At 40.5% G+C, this 21,154-nt stretch carries 16 protein-coding genes, 1 tRNA gene, 2 pseudogenes and 1 riboswitch; of the genes and pseudogenes, 6 read left to right on the top strand and 13 right to left on the bottom strand.

Going from position 1 to position 21,154, the window contains the following annotated elements:
- Positions 1–251 precede the first annotated feature (251 nt).
- Positions 252–1,631 (top strand): annotated as a pseudogene (locus A6E04_RS16510) (family 20 glycosylhydrolase); the annotation flags it as partial.
- 19 nt (positions 1,632–1,650) lie between these two features.
- Positions 1,651–2,148 (top strand): hypothetical protein, encoded by a 498-nt coding sequence (locus A6E04_RS21660; RefSeq protein WP_479686184.1) that lies wholly within the window; start codon positions 1,651–1,653, stop codon positions 2,146–2,148.
- A 124-nt stretch (positions 2,149–2,272) separates the two neighbouring features.
- Here A6E04_RS21660 and thiH read toward each other — a convergent pair whose 3' ends face one another.
- The 7 genes and pseudogenes from thiH to A6E04_RS16545 form a co-directional block, all read right to left on the bottom strand.
- Positions 2,273–3,385 carry a 2-iminoacetate synthase ThiH gene (gene thiH / locus A6E04_RS16515; protein WP_012551389.1) on the bottom strand — a complete coding sequence of 371 codons (1,113 nt, stop codon included), beginning with the start codon at positions 3,383–3,385 and terminating at the stop codon, positions 2,273–2,275.
- A gap of 22 nt (positions 3,386–3,407) precedes the next feature.
- A complete protein-coding gene (locus A6E04_RS16520; RefSeq protein ID WP_065611922.1) occupies positions 3,408–4,178 on the bottom strand; it encodes a thiazole synthase in 771 nt (256 codons plus the stop codon).
- A gap of 1 nt (position 4,179) precedes the next feature.
- Entirely contained in the window at positions 4,180–4,392 is a 213-nt protein-coding gene (gene thiS / locus A6E04_RS16525) for a sulfur carrier protein ThiS (protein WP_017022926.1), read from the bottom strand.
- Positions 4,385–5,233 carry a HesA/MoeB/ThiF family protein gene (locus tag A6E04_RS16530; RefSeq protein ID WP_065611923.1) on the bottom strand — a complete coding sequence of 283 codons (849 nt, stop codon included), beginning with the start codon at positions 5,231–5,233 and terminating at the stop codon, positions 4,385–4,387. The genes thiS and A6E04_RS16530 overlap by 8 nt, the downstream gene beginning before the upstream one ends.
- Positions 5,226–5,900 (bottom strand): annotated as a pseudogene (gene thiE, locus A6E04_RS16535) (thiamine phosphate synthase); the annotation flags it as partial. The pseudogene thiE and the gene A6E04_RS16530, both read right to left, overlap by 8 nt.
- Before the next feature lie 78 nt (positions 5,901–5,978).
- On the bottom strand, positions 5,979–7,925 hold the full coding sequence (gene thiC / locus A6E04_RS16540) for a phosphomethylpyrimidine synthase ThiC (RefSeq protein WP_065611925.1): 1,947 nt from the start codon (positions 7,923–7,925) through the stop codon (positions 5,979–5,981).
- Between the two features lie 158 nt (positions 7,926–8,083).
- Positions 8,084–8,197: riboswitch (TPP riboswitch) on the bottom strand.
- Between the two features lie 169 nt (positions 8,198–8,366).
- Positions 8,367–8,789: a universal stress protein gene (locus A6E04_RS16545; RefSeq protein WP_012551383.1), complete on the bottom strand. Its 423-nt coding sequence runs from the start codon at positions 8,787–8,789 to the stop codon at positions 8,367–8,369.
- A gap of 181 nt (positions 8,790–8,970) precedes the next feature.
- Between A6E04_RS16545 and crcB the strand changes: the two genes are divergently transcribed.
- Positions 8,971–9,351, top strand: a complete 381-nt coding sequence (gene crcB / locus A6E04_RS16550; protein ID WP_017022922.1) for a fluoride efflux transporter CrcB — start codon at positions 8,971–8,973, stop codon at positions 9,349–9,351.
- Positions 9,352–9,442: 91 nt separating this feature from the next.
- On the opposite strand, the gene A6E04_RS16555 is transcribed toward crcB, so the two are convergent.
- The 6 genes from A6E04_RS16555 to A6E04_RS16585 form a co-directional block, all read right to left on the bottom strand.
- Positions 9,443–9,637 (bottom strand): hypothetical protein, encoded by a 195-nt coding sequence (locus A6E04_RS16555; RefSeq protein WP_012551381.1) that lies wholly within the window; start codon positions 9,635–9,637, stop codon positions 9,443–9,445.
- A 101-nt stretch (positions 9,638–9,738) separates the two neighbouring features.
- On the bottom strand, positions 9,739–12,495 hold the full coding sequence (locus A6E04_RS16560; RefSeq protein ID WP_065611926.1) for a M16 family metallopeptidase: 2,757 nt from the start codon (positions 12,493–12,495) through the stop codon (positions 9,739–9,741).
- Between the two features lie 314 nt (positions 12,496–12,809).
- Positions 12,810–12,886 (bottom strand) — tRNA-Trp (locus A6E04_RS16570).
- 118 nt (positions 12,887–13,004) lie between these two features.
- The gene (gene hemG, locus A6E04_RS16575) at positions 13,005–13,529 is read right to left on the bottom strand and encodes a menaquinone-dependent protoporphyrinogen IX dehydrogenase (protein ID WP_017020764.1); all 525 of its coding nucleotides are present in this window, start codon (positions 13,527–13,529) and stop codon (positions 13,005–13,007) included.
- Between the two features lie 27 nt (positions 13,530–13,556).
- Positions 13,557–15,014, bottom strand: a complete 1,458-nt coding sequence (locus A6E04_RS16580) for a TrkH family potassium uptake protein (protein ID WP_017020765.1) — start codon at positions 15,012–15,014, stop codon at positions 13,557–13,559.
- A gap of 57 nt (positions 15,015–15,071) precedes the next feature.
- On the bottom strand, positions 15,072–15,686 hold the full coding sequence (locus A6E04_RS16585) for a YigZ family protein (RefSeq protein ID WP_017020766.1): 615 nt from the start codon (positions 15,684–15,686) through the stop codon (positions 15,072–15,074).
- Positions 15,687–15,928: 242 nt separating this feature from the next.
- On the opposite strand from A6E04_RS16585, the gene fadB reads away from it, so the two are divergent.
- The 3 genes from fadB to acuI all read left to right on the top strand — a co-directional run bounded on the left by fadB (position 15,929) and on the right by acuI (position 21,042).
- Entirely contained in the window at positions 15,929–18,109 is a 2,181-nt protein-coding gene (gene fadB / locus A6E04_RS16590) for a fatty acid oxidation complex subunit alpha FadB (protein WP_065611928.1), read from the top strand.
- Between the two features lie 13 nt (positions 18,110–18,122).
- The gene (fadA, locus tag A6E04_RS16595; RefSeq protein ID WP_012551374.1) at positions 18,123–19,286 is read left to right on the top strand and encodes an acetyl-CoA C-acyltransferase FadA; all 1,164 of its coding nucleotides are present in this window, start codon (positions 18,123–18,125) and stop codon (positions 19,284–19,286) included.
- Between the two features lie 775 nt (positions 19,287–20,061).
- Positions 20,062–21,042 carry an acrylyl-CoA reductase (NADPH) gene (gene acuI / locus A6E04_RS16600; RefSeq protein ID WP_065611929.1) on the top strand — a complete coding sequence of 327 codons (981 nt, stop codon included), beginning with the start codon at positions 20,062–20,064 and terminating at the stop codon, positions 21,040–21,042.
- Positions 21,043–21,154: the final 112 nt, after the last annotated feature.

Genomic DNA, 21,154 nt, shown 5'->3' on the forward strand with positions numbered 1-21,154 from the left:
CAACTAAAATAATACGACCACGTAATCGACAGTGGTCGTATTATTGTCTAAAACGTTTCACGTGAAACATGCTTGTTATCACGCTGCATTGTAATACGATGTATAACCTAGCTTCACCTACCGCACAATATCTCATTAATAACAGTCCTCTCAATTAAGTAATACAGAACGATAAACTGGTCACATACAAACAGCGTTTTATAGGTAATCCTCCCTTTGAATTTAAAGGAATAAACATAGGATTACGTATAATGAAAAAAACGCTTTTAGCTCTTACCGTGTCGAGTATTATCGTAAGTACCCCCTCATTCGCGTCGGCACCAAATACAGATTTAAATTTGATGCCATACCCTCAATCTGTAGAGTTAAAATCAGGGAAACTGCCCATTGATAACAATTTCAGTATTTATATTGATGGTTATAAATCGGAACGCATTCAACAACTGGCTCAACGAGTCATTAAACGCATCGAAGCACAAACCGGCTTACCTCTTCTTTCCCCATTTTCTAATTCAGAGAAAAACGCCACTTTAATTATTCGAGTCAATAAAGCCGCAAAAAAAGAGATTCAAGACAATCATATTGATGAGTCTTACCAACTATCCGTAAACCAAAAGCAAATCATCTTACAAGCTGAACGCCCTTATGGCGTAATTAGAGGTGCAGAAACTTTCCTTCAACTTATCACAACATCAAAGAATGGTTACTCTGTTCCTCAGATAATAATTGAAGACCAACCTCGTTTTCCATGGCGTGGCGCTTCATTCGATTCCTCACGTCACTTTGTTTCAATCGAAACGATTAAACGTCAGATAGATGGTTTCGCGTCTGCCAAAATGAATGTGTTTCACTGGCACCTTTGGGATGACCAAGCCATTCGCATTCAAATTGAAAGCTACCCTAAATTATGGCAAAAAACCGCTGACGGTGATGTTTACACCAAAGAAGAGATTAAAGACGTTATTGAGTACGCACGGTTACGCGGCATTCGAGTGATCCCTGAAATATCATTACCGGGTCATGCCTCTGCGGTAGCTCACGCCTACCCAGAATTAATGTCGGGTGAAGGTAAACAATCTTATGAGCAACAACGAGCTTGGGGAGTATTTGTCCCTTTAATGAACCCTCTCAACCCTGAGTTATATATCTTCTTCGACAACGTATTCAGTGAAGTTACCGAGCTGTTCCCTGATGAATATATTCACATTGGTGGTGACGAACCAAATTATCAGCAATGGAGTGAAAATAAAAAAATCCAAGCCTTCATCAAAGAAAATAACATTGATGGTAATCGAGGTCTTCAATCTTACCTAAACGCACGCATTGAAAAAATGTTGAATGACAAAGGTAAGAAGATCATGGGTTGGGATGAGATTTGGCACAAGGACCTACCAACTTCTATCGTGATTCAAAGTTGGCGTGGGCACGACAGTATTGGACAAGCTGCAAAAGAAGGTTACGCAGGATTATTATCAACGGGATTTTACTTAGATCAACCTCAACCGACTAGCTACCATTACCGCAACGATCCAATGCCAAAAGGACCACAAGTCGATGACCAACAGCATCAAGGTGAAAGCTTTGAAACCTACACATGGCAAAAACCAAGAGGCAAAGGTGGCCCTCGTAAATGGAGGAGATGTATCCTCTTTGGCTAGTTTTGCAAACTATGCTGAACCAGCGCAATATTACGCACGTAACTGGGCTAAATTTAATGCAACCAATCCTAAAGGCGAATTATACAATCAATATGAAAGGTTAAATCGTTTTGTTGATGCCGTACCTGTTGAAAGTTTGGCCGTATTAAAAATGATGAGTTTGGCAACAACGGCGACAAATACCCCCTCAGATTTACAAGAATTGAAACGCCACTATCAAACGGTGTTAGACAGTGCCATAAAATCAAAACCTATTTTTGAAAACAACATTGCTTCTATCGATACTGCACCATTAGCCGAAAAGCATAAAGAGGTGGCAACCGCCGCTTTAGGGCTTATTGCAATCCTAGAAAAAGGAAAGAAACCAACACCAACACAGCTTCGTCACGTTATCTCTGTAACCACAGCAGCATCAGGAATGTACGATGAAATGATCGTTGCAATCGTTCGTCCAACAGAAGAGCTAGTGCGTCAGCTACGTAAACAATAAAAACCACCCTCGACGATAAAAGAAAGCCGTCACCATCTTAATGGTAATGACGGCTTTTTAATTTCAATACAGCAAAAAAGAGGAAAGAAGTTTCACGTGAAACACGGTTCGTCGTGATAGTTCACTAACCCGAATAACTTCGCTCCCAATCTTTCCACACCGGTTCAAATCCCCTAGCCTTAACCGCTTGTGCAACCGCAGACGCTGATCGCTCATCACTAATAGCAAATTGCTCTAATGCCTCTTCGTTATTTGCGTAACCTCCAGGTTGAGTTTTTGATGCTGCAGAAACAGAGGTAATACCAAGCGGTAATACATTATTTCTAAAATGTTCAGACTCACGAGTAGACAGTGACAATTCAACTTCCGAATTTAATAAACGGTATGCACAGATTAACTGTACAAGCTGTTTATCACTCATGATTGATTTGGGTTGCAAAGCGCCTTCACATGGACGCAAACGTGGAAAGGAAATCGAGTACCTTGTTTGCCAATACGTACGTTCCAAGTAATCTAAATGTGCAGCAACATAAAAACAATCGGTGCGCCACTCTTCTAAACCAATCAAGGCACCAATGCCGATTTTATCAATCCCTGCTTTGGCTAATCTGTCCGGCGTTTCTAAGCGGTAGTTAAAGTCCGTTTTGTTACCTCGCAAATGATGTTCCGCATACGTCGATGGATGGTACGTTTCTTGGTACACCATCACGGCATCTAAACCCAATGTTTTTAGTTCTGCGTATTCGTGTTGATCTAATGGTTGAACTTCCATAGCCAAATAATTAAATGACCGCTTAATTTGAGGAACCGTATCACGGAAATAATTCATCCCAACTTTGGTTTCATGCTCTCCAGTCACCAAAAGTACACTGTCAAAATTCATCGCTTTAATCGCATCAATCTCATTAGCAATTTCATCTTGATTCAAGGTCTTTCGTTTAATTCGATTCTCCATCGAGAACCCACAATAAGTACACGCGTTTGCACATAGGTTCGAAAGATAAAGAGGAATATAAAACCCCATGGTATGACCAAATCGCTGGCGAGTCAGTCGTGCGGACTCTTGAGCCATTTGCTCTAAATACCCTTCAGCGGCTGGTGAGATTAACGCTTTAAAATCGTCTAAATTACGCTTTGGTTTGTTCAGCGCTCTTTCTACGTCTTGCGCTGTTTTACTGTAGATGGAGAGTTTGACCTCATCCCAATTCAGTTTTTTCCATTCATCAGTAAACGTCATCGTCTTTCCTTAGTCTCGGGAGTTAATCCAAGAATGCCGTTAATGGACTCGATGCCACCGCTTGAGAACTCACAGACGCCAACCCATTTTCATACGCTAACCGTCCAGACAGAACCGCCAACTTAAATGCCGTAGCCATCGCCACTGGATTTCTTGCTGCCGCAATCGCGGTGTTCACCAATACCGCATCAGCACCCAACTCCATCGCAAAGGCCGCATGCGATGGCGCGCCAATTCCAGCATCAACGACAACCGGCACTTTTGCTTGATCGATAATAATCTCTAAAAAATCGCGGCTCACAATGCCTTTGTTTGACCCAATAGGCGCCCCCAATGGCATCACTGCCGCACAACCGACTTCTTCAAGTCGTTTGCATAACACCGGATCAGCGTGACAATAAGGCAAGACAATAAATCCTTGGCGAACTAATTCTTCCGCCGCTTTTAATGTCTCAATCGGATCGGGCATTAGGTATTTTGGATCAGGGTGGATTTCCAATTTCAACCAATTAGTTTGCAACGCCTCTCTGGCTAACTGAGCCGCAAAGATCGCTTCTCGGGCATTTTTAGCGCCTGAAGTATTAGGCAGTAAATTAATGCCCGCCGTAATAATTGGCTTTAAAATATCATCCTCAGGATTGCTCACATCAACTCGTTTCAATGCCATCGTTGCAAGCTCAGAACCCGATTCAATTAATGCCTGCTGCATTATTAACGAATTGGGGAATTTTCCTGTTCCAGTAAACAAACGAGAATAAAATGGTGTATTTGCGATAATCAATGGTTGTGTCATATCAGCCTCCTGCAATGGCTTGGAATAAAGAAATCGATTCACCGTCAGATAAACCACGTTGTTGCCATTCACTTCGAGGAACAATTTGTTGGTCAATAGCTAACGCACACCCTTGAGTTTCTATTTGTTGATGAGACAGAAACATGAATAACGTCATTTTATTTTCAACCCGATGCACAACCCCATTTAATTCCACACTAATTAAATTACTCACTGACCGATTCTCTCTCTTTATGATGTGTTTCACGTGAAACACCTTGTAAATCACTTGGTGACTGACAGACAGGGCAACAATGGTCTTTGGGAATATCCATCGTCGACCAAGATAATGACTTACCATCAAATTGATGAAGTGAACTCCATTTCACCCACTCAGGTTGCGTTAAATACTTAATTGTCTCTAAGGCTTGTAGATTACCTATCATGCCAACCACTGGCCCAACAATTCCGAAAGATTGACAGTTCTTCGTTTGTTGGCTTTCAATAAAAGGGAACAGACAGTGATAACAAGACGACAATGTATTACCTAACTCATCACTCTTATTTGAAAACAACATCAATTGCCCTTGCCAACCAATCGCTGCGCCAGAAATTAAAGGCACCTGATGTTGAACACAGGCGGCATTAATATTGTGGCGTGTTATTAAGTTATCAGTGCAATCCAGAACAACATCGACCTGAGTAATGAATCGTGAAAGCGCAGGTTCTGTTAGATGCTTCGTTATCACCTCAATCGTGATCGTCTTGTTTATCGATTGCAGTTCTTGAGCCATCGCTAACGCTTTATTCTGTTTTATACTCTGCTCACGATAAACCACTTGCCTCTGTAAGTTACTAAGTTCAACGTCATCGCCATCGGCAATAATTAACGTTCCCACACCAGCAGCAGTCAAATACATTCCAACAGATGATCCCAACCCTCCGCAGCCAACCATTAGCACGGTGCTATTTCGAAGAGACAACTGTCCTCGCTCACCAATATCAGGCAACATGATTTGTCGGCTATAACGAAGGAAATCTTGATCATTTAATCCTTCCATCAATAAATTACTCATCCATCACCTCCAGTGTATTTTGCGATTTAATAAGGTAATCGGATGTTCTTGGTTGGGCTAAAATCGCAGAAAACTGATTGACGGCTTTTTCTATATTGTCGGCTTGAGTGATAGCTCGAACGACCGCAATGCTATCAACTCCGGTTTGCCACACTTGCTCAGCCACCGTTAAATCAATACCACCGATAGCAACGGTTGGTGTTTCACCCGCTAATTTTCTGTTGTTCGCTAAGTTAACTAAACCTTGAGGTTCTGATGGCATTTCTTTGGTCGGCGTAGGGAAAACATGACCAAGAGCTAAGTAACTTGGGTTCAATGCTTTAACGGTCATTAACTCACTGTCATCGTGAGTAGATAATCCTAAACAAATACCGGCATCAGAAATGGCAAGTAAATCCGCTACTTCAATGTCTTCTTGCCCAAGGTGAATACCAAACGCGCCATGCTTTATTGCTAGTTGCCAATAATCATTAATAAAGACTTGAGCATCATATTCACGACCGAGTCTAATCGCTTCAATGATCTGATTTTCTAAATCAGGTTGTTCCGGGGTTTTAATTCGTAATTGAATGGTTTGAACATTAAGTTTAAGTAATGTCTCTATCCATGACACATCATCTACCACCGGGTAAAGGCCAAACTTTTCTCTATCGATTGCAGGAAAAGAATACATCGTTTGATCTCCTGAGTGGTGTTCCACGTGAAACACCACCATTCATGATTAAAATAATAATGGTAACTGTCGTTAGCTTTTCACGGGTTCTGCATCTACAGCAGGATGGTACAACTCAGAACCAGAGGCCTTAAACTCTGCTGATTTTTGGCGCATACCTTCAAGTGGGTCATCGAGCATTTTGATATTAATCGCTCGGTCTAACGCCACTTGTTCTGTGTCTTTGGCATACTCTCGAACTTCTTGTGATATTTTCATTGAACAGAATTTAGGCCCGCACATTGAACAAAAGTGTGCAACCTTGCCTGACTCTTGAGGCAGTGTTTCATCATGAAATTCACGAGCGGTAATCGGATCAAGTGACAGATTAAACTGGTCTTCCCAACGAAATTCAAAACGGGCTTTTGATAAGGCGTTATCTCGAATTTGGGCACCCGGATGACCTTTGGCTAAATCACCCGCATGAGCGGCTAATTTATAGGTGATCAAACCAATCTTAACGTCTTCTTTATTTGGTAGGCCTAAATGTTCTTTCGGTGTGACATAACAAAGCATTGCACAGCCATACCATCCAATCATGGCCGCACCAATCCCCGAAGTAATGTGGTCATAACCAGGGGCAATGTCAGTCGTTAATGGACCTAATGTATAGAACGGAGCTTCATGACAATGCTTGAGTTGCTCATCCATGTTCTCTTTGATCATATGCATTGGTACATGACCCGGCCCCTCAATAATCACTTGAACATCGTATTCCCAAGCAACTTTAGTTAACTCACCGAGCGTTCTCAATTCAGCAAACTGTGCTTCATCATTCGCATCCGCAATTGAGCCCGGACGTAAACCATCCCCTAAAGAAAGAGAAACATCGTACTTTGCACAAATCTCACAAATTTCACGAAAATGCGTATATAAGAAACTTTCTTGATGATGCGCTAAACACCATTTTGCAATGATAGAACCGCCACGAGAGACAATTCCGGTGACTCGTTTCGCCGTCATTGGTACATAACGAAGCAGTAAACCGGCATGAATCGTAAAGTAATCTACACCTTGCTCCGCTTGCTCAATTAAGGTATCTCGCATGACTTCCCAGTTTAGATTCTCAGCCACGCCATTCACTTTCTCTAGTGCTTGGTACATCGGAACCGTGCCAATGGGTACTGGGCTATTACGAAGGATCCATTCACGTGTTTCGTGAATATTACGACCTGTCGATAAGTCCATCACCGTATCACCGCCCCAACGTGTAGACCAAACCAGCTTCTCTACTTCTTCTTCAATCGACGAACTGACCGAAGAATTACCAATATTGGCATTAACTTTAATTAAAAAATTACGACCAATGATCATTGGCTCTGTTTCTGGGTGGTTGATATTGGCAGGAATAATGGCTCGCCCTTCGGCGACTTCGTTACGTACAAATTCAGGGGTAATTTCTTTTGGAAGGTTGGCACCAAAACTGTGGCCAGGATGCTGATGATTTAGTTGTTCATCTGCAAATTTTTGACGACCCATGTTTTCACGGATCGCGATGTATTCCATTTCTGGGGTAATGATACCTTGGCGAGCATAGTGTAATTGCGTCACACATTGTTGAGGTTTGGCTCGTCGAATCGTGGGTAAATTGCCATAACGAAGTTCATCAAGTGTTTCATCAGACAGGCGTTCTTGAGAATAAACAGAGCTTACCCCTTTCAACACTTCAGTATCAGTGCGGCCTTCTATCCAACGTTCGCGTAATTTAGGCAACCCTTGGTAAACATCAATGTCGTAATTTGGGTCGGTATAGACCCCTGATGTGTCATAGACTTGAATGGGTTCGTTTGGTATCAGCGTTGGATTTTCTTTTGTTCCACCGACTAAGCTATCAGCCAATGATATTTCACGCATTGGAACACGAATATCAGGACGAGAACCGTCGATATAGATTTTTTTTGAATTGGGATAAGGTTGAACAGAAAGCGACTCAATGTTTGATTTAGCATCCAAACGCGCTTGTTTACGACTTGACGACATAGCAAAATTCCTTGTAATAATTAGGATAATTGCTTGTCGGATTATGTAGCAAGAGGTTCTTAGTGTGCGTAAATATAAAGTAGAAAAATCGTCTACTTAATTCAAGGTATCTGCTGAAAATGACACTTTGCAGTTACAATGATATGACAGCACTAAGTGATAAATTATCTCTTGTTCCCTTCGCAGGTATTAGCCTGATCAGGTTCTACGGATCCCGCAACGCGGTCTCAGCTCGTACTTTAAAAAAGTACTAAGCACTCCGACAAGTTTCTTTCAGAAGTTCTTGGTGAAAAACTGAACGAGTGCGGAGTATAAAGAAAGGAATAAATCACAGCAAATATTCCATTGAAGAAATAATAAAATATCGAGAAAAAGAAAAAGCCACATTAATATGCGGCTTTGTTAGCGATTTGTATCAGATTCGACTAAGTAAAGAATGTCTTATTGAGCAATCATGACATCACATTTCAATTTATCAGAAACTTCATCACCAAGAGTACGCCCCCAGTGAATTTTACTTTTATGGTAACCAATGATCACGAGATCGGTATTGATTTTATCCCCAATCTCACTGATGTGTTTTACGATATTTCCATCAGCAATATGTACAGCGCGAACAGGATAAGGTGATTCTTTAGATAATATAGATAACTGCTCTATTCGCTTAAACTCTAACGCGTTATGGCTCGATTCTAGCTCTAGCTCAACATCCATGTAATTAACATCACCGATGCCGACCTCTACAAAAATGACATGCAATTCTGCGTCATTTTGTTTTGCAAGAACCCCTGCTTTAACCATTAACTTATGTGCTTTACTGTCATCAGGATTTAATGCGAGTAAAATGGTTTGGTATAACTTCATATCTTGCTCCTGTGAAAGAATAACTTACGACGCTGATACTATAAAACTATAATCAACCTGCTGCAATTAGAAGCATGATTAAGTAATCACTGCCATTTTTGTATTTAAAAGAGATATTGATAAAAATTCATATCCAACTATGTTATTAATAAGCTAGCTTTCTATTTTAATCGAGGTATCAATGAATCAATTTATGCTATTGGGCTTTATTGCTTTTGGTGGCGCATTTGGGGCTTGTGCCCGCTATTTGATCTCAGAACTTTGTGTCGTTCTATTAGGTAAAGGCTTTCCGTATGGAACCTTAACCGTCAATATTGTCGGCTCTCTTATCATGGGTGTATTAATGTCTTCTCTTAACCAAGGCATTATTGAAGCCGCGCCTTGGCGTCCAATTATAGGGCTTGGATTTCTTGGAGCACTAACGACGTTCTCTACATTCTCGATGGATAATGTAATCTTGATGCAACAAGGAGAAGTAATCAAAGCGGGTCTAAATATTTTACTGAATGTAACCTTAAGCATCACAGCCTGCTTTATTGGCTTTCAATTAATGAAAAGCTAATCTATCTGCTTTTTAGTATGTTCTTTACGAGCAGACATAAAAAAGACGCTTAATAATAAGCGTCTTTTTTAGTTTCAATGAGTCGTTATTATCACCACGTTCTTACGGGTGTGTAACCACTTATCATTATAGCCATTTTCGTATTTACGCTTTCGAATCCTTTCCAAAGTTTTTTCGTTACTGCTGTTTTTTTATTTCTTGGTTGTTGCTTACCGTACATAGCTTCATTAAGCATGTTCTTTGCAGCAATTTGACCAAGATAAACAGAACCTAAATCGTAATTCATTTTATAAAACCTTAGAGATTAATTAAGCAGCGAATTGTACTGCTTACCCTCTAAAAAACAAGATCTAGATCACACTTTTATTTCAGTAATAAAATAGGACATTATCGAATAGTTGGCGTTGCTAAGTATGTAGACTTACGAACACCTTCCCCAAATGTACTCTGGATTAACGCCGTCATCTCTTGCGAATTTATGGAATCAGCCGTCTTTTGAATATTCAATAACGCATCAATTCCATAGCCATGTATTGTGTACCTCGTAAATAACCAGGCTTGTTGTGATGAGTTATTTTTCATTGGAGACAAATCAACCACTAACTGTTTTGCAGCAGAACGGGTTTCTTCCTCAGACACTCCTTTTAATAAATCAGTAATCACTTTATCTATCGCTGATTCAATAAGCTCCGCATTTTTTGGAGCAACTTGAGCGCCAACAATCCAATTACTTCGTAATTCACCATCAGAGTTTATGATTTCTGTATAAGGCGCATAATCTAAGCTCAGCTCTTCACGTACATAAGACATCAAACGTTTAGAGACAATGCGTTGCAGCATATCTTCCATAAACAAGGATTTTGCAGATTGCTTCTCATCAGCCTTATTCGCAATAAAATGAGCAATATAGTGACTGTTGTTTTCGGTATTAACTGCCATTGTAAAACTAGGCTTAAATGGTTCTTTGTAACCAGCGGCATAATCAACAGGTTCAGAATTAACGAATTGAATACTAGCAACATACTGACGCAATAACGGTTTTAACTCTGTTGGTTTAAGATCAGCAACAATCACTAATTGATAATTTCTATTCTGTTGGAATAATAATTGATGAACTTGTTTTATTTGCTCATCAGTGACGTCAACCACTCCATCGCCTTCCAGTAATCGATGACTGCTCGTTACTACATACGTATTGTGGTTAATGGCTTGAGTAAATTTACCCAGTGGTGTTTTTAGGTAGGCAGTGCGGTTTTGATTAAACTCCTGTTTTACCGCTTTAAGCTGCTCTCCATCGACTTTAATCTCAGACATCAATGCTGATAAAACGGCAAAACTTTCAGCAACCCCTTCTCTATTAGTTAAGACTTCAAGACCATGATGAGTAAAGTTAATATATGGATAAAGCTCAATATCATTACGTCTTAGGTGTGCATCTAACTGAGACCCGGTAAGGTCGCCCAATCCACTGCGACTAACAACAGGAATCGCTATGTTTGCTGCGGGAAGTAAATTCGGAGTCAACGCGGCCATCCCACCTTTACTCGCTAACGAGATACTGATGTCATTTCCAGAGTTTACATCTCTTAAATACAGAACATTAATGCCATTATCTAACGTCCAACTTGTTAAGTTTCTTTCGCTCGATATCAACGTTTCTGAAAGAATACTTCCAGACATAGCAGGAACAGGGAAAGCGGAGGTAATATTATTAAGCAAAGGTTTATTACCCTGCTTGTTATACAGAGACCTTAACTCAGGGATCGCTAGTTTAGTGGCTTCAATACTTTCACTCGCATCTAAACTAATACCAAATTGGTAAGAACTTGATAGAAAATCATGCATATGTTGATTAATAGCCGTAAGGTCTACCATAGAAATAAAGGCTTCCAAGCTTTCTTTATAACCTAAAATAGACTGACTTGGTTGCTGGTTAACAATATTCATTGATTTGTTTTCTGCATGATCAACCGCGTTTAAATCGTCTCGGTTTTTACCCATATTATCTAATTCATATTGATAATATTTTACGATGTCCTCTAACTCATTAGCCGTTGCACCATAATCACGTAAAGAAGCCAACACCTCTAAAAATTGCGTTTCGCTTTGCTCTCTATAACGTGTCGGAAATGATACTGAAGAAATGGAGTAACGACGGTCTGAAACAAAGTATTCTGTCGAATAAATCCATTGAGCGGGCATTGCTGCATCTAAAAATGCAGCATTCATTCTTTGTTCAATTAATTCTTGAGAAATATAATCTAACCAAAGCTGGTGTTGTTTTTCTCTACTTTGAACATTCGCGTTTCCACGATCAATAATCATATTGATGCTTGGCGCTTCACCACCCGCAATATAGCCAATAAAATCAGATGTATTTAATACCTCCTTTTCCATTGTTGTTGCCGCAGTTGTGCCTTTTTCCCAAGAAGTGAAGTGTTTTTTAACGAGCTCAGTCGCTTGCGCTAAAGTAACGTCCCCCGTGATAACGATCTCAGCCAATTGTGGTTGATACCATTTCTTATAAAACTCGCTTAATGTTTCTGAAGACGCGGACACGACCGATTCTTTATTACCAAGAGGATCATAAGCATCATATGAGTTGTTGGTCATGTGCTCATAAAATTGTGTCGATGTATCCTTCTCTTCAAACCGAGAATATCTAAACTCACCAAGAATAACGTCTTTCTCTTTCTCTACCTCTTTAGAAGAAAGCTCGATACCATCCCCAATATCTCGCATCCATGTAAGGGCGTTATTTAATTCACTGTTATTTGGAAGATCTAACTTATAAACGGTTTCTTCATAAGAAGTATAAGCATTAATATCAGCACCGAAGCTGAGTCCTGCATTTTCAAATAAAGAAATGACGTCATTTTGAGAAAAGTGCTCACTTCCATTAAACGCCATATGCTCAACAAAATGTGCATATCCTTTTTGATCTTGTGTTTCTTGGAATGAACCAGAATGAATAATCAATCTTACTGATACCTCTTTTTCAGTATCTGGATAGATATGATAACGAAGTCCATTATCAAGTTGTTCGCTGACCCAATTAGGATCTGTTTTTATTGGTGTAACGGAGTGAGTTGCGCAGCCTGTAACGAATAAAGAAAAAGCTATTGGTAACCAATAAGTTCTCATAATACATCCTAGTTATTATATTTATATTTTATAAGGCTCTGATCTAAATATAAAGTATCTATAAATGCAAGGAATTAACGTAAATGATTGCTATTCTCAATGGTTTTTTTGTTACTTGCGAAATCCGCCACAATTTACTCAAACCGCAGACAGCAAAAAGGCTTGTATCTTTCGATACAAGCCTTCTCTAAATATGGCAAAGCTAGAGTAATTCGAACTCCCAGCACGCGCGTTCTTATGGTGGGGGAATCCGTTGCTCTTTTCTATACTCTAGAAATGGAAAAACCCCAGCATTTCTGCTGAGGTCTTAAATATGGCAGGGGTGGAGAGATTCGAACTCCCAACACGCGGATTTGGAATCCGCTGCTCTGCCAGTTGGAGCTACACCCCTGTTATGCGTGCTATTGTAATGACTTAAACAATAAAATCTACTATTTCTGCGCTAAAAATATGAATCTAAATGAAAAATTCTACTTCTATCGCACTATTCCATCCAAAACGAACAGAAATTAGCCTTGTTTAACTTTCTCTACAAATTGATCCACTCGTTGCCAGTTCGTATATTCCACTTCTTTCGTTGGGTCAGTCTCTCCCCCCGTCATTCTCATGATTAATTGAATCATAAATCGATCAAAGAAGTTATAGCGCGGATAAAATAAGGCGCCAGCAAACGTGTCTTGCAAACAAGGGACCCAAGGAGATCTCATTAAAAACTTTTTAAAATACGCACTGGTTTCTGGCGTATCTTTCCCCTCTTTACGAGCCGTCAGATTTACAATGAAAAATGACGCTTTGGCTTGTTCTAATGAAATTTGGTGCTGTTCGATAAACTGATACAACTTCTTATTTAAATGCCCATAACGAACAGATGCACCAATAACAACGCGGTCATAATCTGAAAATGCAACGCTCAATGGTTGATGCACATCCATTAAGTCACATTGACAATCTGAACCTAACTTCGTTGCTATGTAATTCAAAATTTTAATCGTTTGACCTTCACGGCTCGAATGAAGAAGTAATACTTTTTCCACAATAACCTCTTTTATTAATCTTGAGTGTTAACTACGCCAAAACGTCGGCGTAAATAAAATAAGGAGTGTAAACACTTCCAAACGACCAAATAACATCGAGATGATTAAAATCCATTTCGCTGAATCATTTATATCACCAAAGTGTACAGCAACCTCACCTAAACCAGGCCCTAAATTGTTTAATGTTGCCGCCACCGCTGAGAATGCGGTCAATTCATCAATGCCTGTCGCAATCAATGCCAACATACAAATAACGAACACTAATGTATAAGCAGAGAAAAATCCCCATACGGCATCAACCACTCGTTGTGGTAATGCCTTACTGCCAATCTTAATCGTATAAATAGCTCTTGGATGAATCAATCGTTTAAGCTCACGCATTCCTTGTAATGACAATAATAAAATACGTATCACTTTCATTCCACCGCCGGTAGACCCCGCACAACCACCAATGAATGAAGAAAACAGCAACAACACAGGTAAAAATAATGGCCACTCAGCAAAACTGGTGGTTGTAAAACCCGCCGTTGTTGAGATAGAAACGGTTTGAAATAATGCCTGATCAACAGCGGTACCTATCGAATCATAAGTACTGTGTTTCAATAACAACAAAAACGTAATTAAAAATAACAACACTTGAATAAAGATAAATGCTCTGAATTCTGGATCTTTCCAATAGTACTTAGGATGTACACCACCAGACGCAAAAGCGGCAAAGTGTAGAGAGAAATTACACGCTGAAATAAGTAAGAACACCACTGTAATCGCATTAATTACGGGGCTATTAAAATACCCCATACTTGCATCATGGGTAGAGAAACCACCAATAGCGATTGTTGAGAAACTATGAGAGATGGCGTCAAACCAATCCATCCCCGCAGCCCAAAATGCCAATGTACAAGCAATGGTTAACGTTAAATAGATATACCAAAGCACCTTAGCGGTTTCAGCTATTCGCGGAGTCATCTTAGAATCTTTTACCGGTCCAGGAATTTCAGCACGATAAAGCTGCATCCCACCGATACCAAGAACAGGAAGAATCGCAACGGCGAGTACAATGATACCCATACCGCCAAACCACTGAAGCAGTTGTCGATAGAATAAAATCGCTTTTGGTAAGTGGTCTAATCCTGTAAGAACGGTAGCACCAGTTGTCGTCAAACCAGAAAAGGACTCAAAAAAGGCATTGGTTATCGAAATATCAGGTGAACCAGATAATAAAAACGGCAATGCACCCGCACTACCAATTACCATCCAAAATAAGACTACAATGAGAAACCCATCGCGAGATTTTAATTCTTGTTTGTGCTGTCTATTGGGGAACCAAAGTAGCCCTCCACCGGCAAGTAACAAGAAAAAAGTAATAACAAAAGGCACACCGGCACCATCACGATAAATAAACGCGACAAGAGCGGGGGCTAACATGAAAAAACTGAACACCGCGAGTAAAATACCCACAATGCGGATTATTGATCGAAACTGCATGATTTATTGAACGCTTCGCGTCACTCACATCCTAATGGTTTATATGAATTGAATTTATTATTGTGTTGGAAATTCAATTTTGGCCCCGCTTTTATTAATCACAGCGGTTTTAAATTCGTTAATAACGCGTTTTTCTAATTCTAAGGTCATGACAACCCTATCACTATAGTCAGCGCTAATTTGTTGCCCTTCAAATTGATGTAGTAATGTTTCGACCAAGCTCACTAAGTTATAGTCACAATGTAAAACAACCGTCGCCGTAATTCGTTTTTCTTCTGTTTCAATCAGCTTTAATGCTTGTTGTACACCGCCGCCATACGCCCTTACTAACCCACCAGTACCAAGCTTGATACCACCGGAGTAACGCGTAACTACCGCGGTAATTTCACCAATACCACAACCACTTAATTGAGCCAGAATTGGTTTACCTGCAGTTCCTGAAGGTTCACCATCATCACTAAATCCCCACCTCATTGAGTCTTCAGGTCGTCCAGCTACAAAGCCCCAGCAATGATGTCTTGCTCCGGCGTGTTTCGCTTTAATTTCGGCAACAAATTGTTTTGCTGCTTCAACAGAGGAAGTTCTCGCGAGGTAAGTAATAAATACGCTTTTTTTGATCTCTTCTTCAAACACCGCCATTGCTTTAGGTACTTGATATGGTTGATCACTCATAGACTACACTGATAGCAAAAATGGAACCTTAAAGTGTATCACTTCTGATGAAATTTATTCTTTTAAGCTGAGCTTTATTCTTTTCATCACAAAAACAAATTTGTGATCAACCAATACAAACGTAAATAAAATGTTAAATTTAGTTTGCCATCTGTTTAAATTAGCACCACTATTAACTGGTCAAACCAGACTACTATAATAATGAATACTCAACTCTGGTTCTCATTTCATGGAGATAGAAAATGATTTATCAAGGTGAAAACCTCTCTGTAGATTACATCGAAAACGGCATTGCTCACTTAGTCTTTAATGCGGCTGGCAGTGTTAATAAGCTCAATATTGCGACCCTACGCTCGCTAGGTGAAGCCATTGATGTTCTCTATAAGCAAAAGGATTTACAAGCACTGTTACTTTCATCAGGTAAAAGTGCTTTTATTGTTGGTGCTGATATTACCGAGTTCTTAGGGTTGTTTGATACACCAGAAGAAGAACTCAGTGATTGGTTACATCAAGCTAATGTAATTTTTAGTCGACTGGAAGATCTTCCTGTACCGACACTATCTGCAATTACTGGCTTTGCTCTGGGCGGCGGTTGTGAATGTGTACTTGCTACCGATTTTAGATTGGCGGATGACACCGCGTCGATTGGCTTACCAGAAACCCAACTCGGAATCATGCCTGGCTGGGGCGGTTCTGTTCGTTTACCTCGCTTAATAGGTGCCGATCCCGCAATGGAAGTCATCACAACAGGTAAACCAAAACGCGCTAAAGATGCATTAAAAATAGGAATGGTCGACGGTGTTGTTTCACGTGAAACATTGATTGATGCCTCAGTATCTATACTGAAACAAGCGATCGATGGTCAACTAAATTGGCAACAACGTCGTGAACAAAAGAAAGCCCCTATTCAGCTATCCCCTCTAGAAGCCGCTATGTCGTTCAATGTCGCCAAAGGCATGATAATGAAAATGGCTGGGAAACATTATCCTGCACCACTAACTGCCGTTAAATCTATCGAGCAAAGTGCAAACATGCATCGTGATGACGCTTTGGCGATTGAGAACAAACACTTCGTGGCTCTCACTCGTACTGACGTCGCAAAATCATTGGTTGGTATTTTCTTAAATGACCAATTAGTAAAAAGCAAAGCAAAGCAAGCCGTCAAAAACAGCGAGCCAGTTAAAAATGCCGCGGTACTCGGCGCAGGGATCATGGGCGGTGGTATAGCCTATCAATCGGCATCAAAAGGCGTGCCTGTCTTAATGAAAGACATTGCACAAACGTCATTAGATTTAGGGATGAACGAAGCCTCGAAACTGCTTAATAAGCAATTAGAACGCGGGCGATTATCTGGACTAAAAATGGCACAAGTACTTTCATCTATCACACCATCACTCAATTATGGTGGCATAGAGACGAAAGACGTTATCGTTGAAGCCGTCGTCGAAAACCCAACCATCAAAGCGGCGGTATTAGCTGAAGTCGAAAATGAAGTTAATGAACACGCCATCTTAGCGTCAAATACCTCAACCATTCCAATTTCACTGCTCGCTAAATCATTAAAACGTCCAGAAAACTTCTGTGGTATGCATTTCTTTAACCCTGTTCACAGAATGCCATTAGTGGAAGTTATTCGTGGCGAGAAAACCTCACAACAAACCATTGATCGCGTAGTGGCTTATGCTTCTCAAATGGGCAAAACACCTATCGTTGTGAATGATTGCCCAGGGTTCTTTGTGAACCGTGTTCTTTTTCCTTATTTTGCTGGCTTTAGTTTATTGCTGCGTGATGGCGGGAATTACCAACAAATCGATAAAGTGATGGAAAAAGAGTTTGGTTGGCCAATGGGCCCTGCTTATTTACTAGATGTCGTGGGGATTGATACCGCTCATCATGCACAAGCGGTTATGGCGCAAGGTTTCCCAGAACGCATGGCGAAAAATGGCCGAGACGTTATCGATGCGATGTTTGAAGATGAACGCTATGGCCAAAAAAATGGAATTGGCTTCTATGCTTATGCCCTTGATAAAAAAGGCAAGCCGAAGAAAAACATTGATGAAAAAACCAATGCCATTATTGCCACAATAACCGACTCAACTCAACCTTACACCTCTGAGCAAATTAGCGCTCGTATGATGATCCCAATGATTAACGAAGTCATTCGTTGTTTAGATGAGGGGATTATCGCTTCTCCAGCAGAGGCTGACATGGCCTTAGTGTATGGATTAGGTTTTCCTCCATTTAAAGGCGGCGTATTCCGCTATCTGGATTCTATCGGTCTAGAAACGTATTTAGACATGGCCACAGAGTTTGAGCAATTAAGTCCGGTTTACCAAGTGCCTGACAGCATCAAACAAAAAGCAGCGGCTGGAGAGTGTTATTACCCGGCCCCGAAATCATCTGTTTCATCACCATCGGTTTAAGGAAGAATTTATCATGAAAAATGTCGTTATTGTTGATTGCATTCGAACACCGATGGGACGCTCTAAAAATGGGGTATTTCGTCATACTCGTGCCGAAGATTTATCCGCACACCTCATGAAAGGGTTATTAGAAAGAAACCCAAACGTTGACCCAAACCAAATTGAAGATATCTATTGGGGTTGTGTGCAGCAAACCTTAGAACAGGGCTTTAATATTGCTCGTAATGCATCGTTATTAGCAGGATTACCCAAATCCATTGCCGCAACAACAGTTAACCGCTTATGTGGTTCATCGATGCAGGCTCTACATGATGCCTCTCGTGCCATTATGGTTGGAGATGCCGACATCTGCATTATTGGTGGTGTCGAGCACATGGGCCATGTACCAATGAACCATGGGGTTGATTTCCACTCTGGCTTATCAAAAAACGTAGCTAAGGCTTCAGGTATGATGGGGTTAACGGCTGAAATGCTCGGCAAGATGCATGGTATCTCTCGTGAACAACAAGATGCCTTTGCTTTTGCTTCTCATCAAAAAGCACATAGAGCGACGATTGAAGGTCACTTCGATTCTGAGATTCTTCCGATGGAAGGTCACGATGAGAATGGGGCGCTAACGCTAGTGAAACACGATGAAGTCATTCGTCCAGAAACAACCCTTGAAGGTTTGGCAGCTCTGAGGCCGGCTTTTGATCCCGCTAACGGTACCGTTACCGCAGGTAGTTCATCAGCATTATCGGATGGGGCTTCCGCCATGCTGATCATGAGCGAAGAAAAAGCAAATGAACTAGGATTAACCATTCGAGCGAAAATTCGTTCAATGGCGGTCTCTGGCTGCGATCCCGCCATTATGGGTTATGGACCTGTTCCTGCTACAAAAAAAGCATTAAAACGTGCTGGCCTATCCATAGATGATATTGACCTATTTGAGCTGAACGAGGCTTTTGCCGCTCAATCACTGCCTTGCATTAAAGACTTAGGTTTATTTGATGTGATGGAAGAAAAGATAAACTTAAATGGAGGGGCAATTGCGTTAGGTCACCCATTGGGTTGCTCAGGTTCTCGTATTGCCACCACATTAATTAATAATATGGAGCGCACAGGTGCAAAACTGGGCGTAGCCACCATGTGTATTGGTTTAGGGCAAGGTATTGCAACGGTCTTTGAACGACCTTAGGAATAGATTGATACGCTAGAAACTAAAAAAGTCGCCTTCTGGGCGACTTTTTTCGAGTTGATACCTTATTCGGTATCGCTTGTTATCTTATTTTTTTAAGATAACTTTAGTATCACGCGCTTGGTGGAACCAAAAACGCTTTCTGCCTGTTGATTTAGACATGAGATATCCTTCTTAACTTTAGTATAAACATGCATCAATACGATGCGCTTGTTTAGCCTGAGAAGAGATATTTATCTTATGTAATTTATACATAGAGAAGTTGTACGTTCTTTACCTTTTCCATCTATTTACACTTTAAAAAGAGATTCTCTTTAAAAAAATAAGTAGGTAGCCTAATAACGATATTAGGTATAAAGCCAACGCATTTCACAACTTCGATAGCACACGGTCATATTACATTATAAATAGATCCAGTTAGGCTTATTCGCTGCTAACGATCTGCTGAAATGTTCAATTATTAATAATTGGAAAAGTGAAATGAAACACGGAGATAATAGCTTTTTCGAAGATATTTTTCTGAGGGTTTGACTTGTACTTATTGCTTGTATTAATAACTCTATACATCAGAGCAAGGGTGCAAAATAACACGATCCAATAAAAAGTAAAGATCTTATTTGCTCTTTTCGAATTTTTTTTCATACAATGATCTATGCATAAAATGCATAGTCACCATGTTTAAGTATCATTTTTTTTCCGAAAAACACTCACCTATACTTAACCCATCAATCAAATGCAGAGTTTGATTCTCTATTTAATATCATTGGAGTTCGTTATGTTTAAAGCACTCATTTTGAATCAAGAAGAAAGAAACACTATTGCCGCAGTTACTAAAATCGATGAATCTCAACTGCCAGAAGGCAATGTGAAAATTGATGTTAGCTACTCTTCTCTTAACTATAAAGACGGTTTAGCGATTACAGGTAAAGGGCGTATTGTTCGTAACTTCCCGATGATCCCTGGTGTTGACTTAGCCGGTGTCGTTTCTCACTCTGATGATGCTCGCTACAAAGCAGGCGATGAAGTCGTTCTTACTGGTTGGGGTGTTGGCGAAGGTCACTGGGGCGGCATGGCTGAAAAAGCAAGCCTAAACGGTGATTGGTTAGTTCCTATGCCAAAAGGCCTAGACGCTAAAAAAGTCATGGCGATTGGTACTGCTGGCTTCACTGCAATGTTATGTGTACAAGCGATTGTTGATGCAGGCATTAACCCAGAAGACGGTGAAATTTTAGTGACAGGATCAAGCGGCGGTGTGGGCAGCGTGTCTATCACATTGTTAAACCAACTTGGTTATAAAGTAGCGGCAGTAACAGGCCGAGCTTCTGAAAATGGCGAGCTACTTAAATCACTAGGAGCAACTCGTATTGTTGAACGTAGTGAATTAGAAGAACCAGCAAAACCACTAGAAAAACAACTGTGGGCTGGCGCGATTGATACCGTTGGCAGTAAAGTACTTGCTAAAGTATTAGCTCAGATAAATTACAACGGTGCCGTAGCGGCGTGTGGCCTTGCGGGTGGATTCGATCTACCAACAACAGTCATGCCATTCATCCTACGTAACGTTCGTTTACAAGGTATCGATTCGGTTATGTGCCCTCGCGAAAAACGCATTAAAGCATGGGAACAACTATCTACGCTTCTTCCTGAGTCATTTTATGCTCAAGCAACAAAAGAAGTGTCATTAGATGGTGCTATCCAAGCTGCTGAAGACATTACGAACGGTCAAATTACAGGTCGTGTCGTTATCAAAATCTAGTTTTATAATTAGATAAAAAATTTAACGCTGAGCCCTACCTAGCTTGGTGTTAATGTGAAAACATCAGTAAATTAAAGGCAGCTTAATCGCTGCCTTTTTATGCTTAGTCTCT

Origin of the sequence: Aliivibrio logei (assembly GCF_001691055.1) — a bacterium.
Lineage (GTDB): Bacteria > Pseudomonadota > Gammaproteobacteria > Enterobacterales > Vibrionaceae > Aliivibrio > Aliivibrio salmonicida.

Bases quoted from the DNA above. Each gene is read 5' to 3' on its own strand.
- thiH (WP_012551389.1), bottom strand. From the start codon at position 3,385: ATGACGTTTACTGATGAATGGAAAAAACTGAATTGGGATGAGGTCAAA.
- A6E04_RS16520 (WP_065611922.1), bottom strand. From the start codon at position 4,178: ATGACACAACCATTGATTATCGCAAATACACCATTTTATTCTCGTTTG.
- A6E04_RS16530 (WP_065611923.1), bottom strand. From the start codon at position 5,233: ATGAGTAATTTATTGATGGAAGGATTAAATGATCAAGATTTCCTTCGT.
- thiC (WP_065611925.1), bottom strand. From the start codon at position 7,925: ATGTCGTCAAGTCGTAAACAAGCGCGTTTGGATGCTAAATCAAACATT.
- A6E04_RS16545 (WP_012551383.1), bottom strand. From the start codon at position 8,789: ATGAAGTTATACCAAACCATTTTACTCGCATTAAATCCTGATGACAGT.
- crcB (WP_017022922.1), top strand. From the start codon at position 8,971: ATGAATCAATTTATGCTATTGGGCTTTATTGCTTTTGGTGGCGCATTT.
- A6E04_RS16555 (WP_012551381.1), bottom strand. From the start codon at position 9,637: ATGAATTACGATTTAGGTTCTGTTTATCTTGGTCAAATTGCTGCAAAG.
- A6E04_RS16560 (WP_065611926.1), bottom strand. From the start codon at position 12,495: ATGAGAACTTATTGGTTACCAATAGCTTTTTCTTTATTCGTTACAGGC.
- A6E04_RS16580 (WP_017020765.1), bottom strand. From the start codon at position 15,014: ATGCAGTTTCGATCAATAATCCGCATTGTGGGTATTTTACTCGCGGTG.
- A6E04_RS16585 (WP_017020766.1), bottom strand. From the start codon at position 15,686: ATGAGTGATCAACCATATCAAGTACCTAAAGCAATGGCGGTGTTTGAA.
- fadB (WP_065611928.1), top strand. From the start codon at position 15,929: ATGATTTATCAAGGTGAAAACCTCTCTGTAGATTACATCGAAAACGGC.
- fadA (WP_012551374.1), top strand. From the start codon at position 18,123: ATGAAAAATGTCGTTATTGTTGATTGCATTCGAACACCGATGGGACGC.
- acuI (WP_065611929.1), top strand. From the start codon at position 20,062: ATGTTTAAAGCACTCATTTTGAATCAAGAAGAAAGAAACACTATTGCC.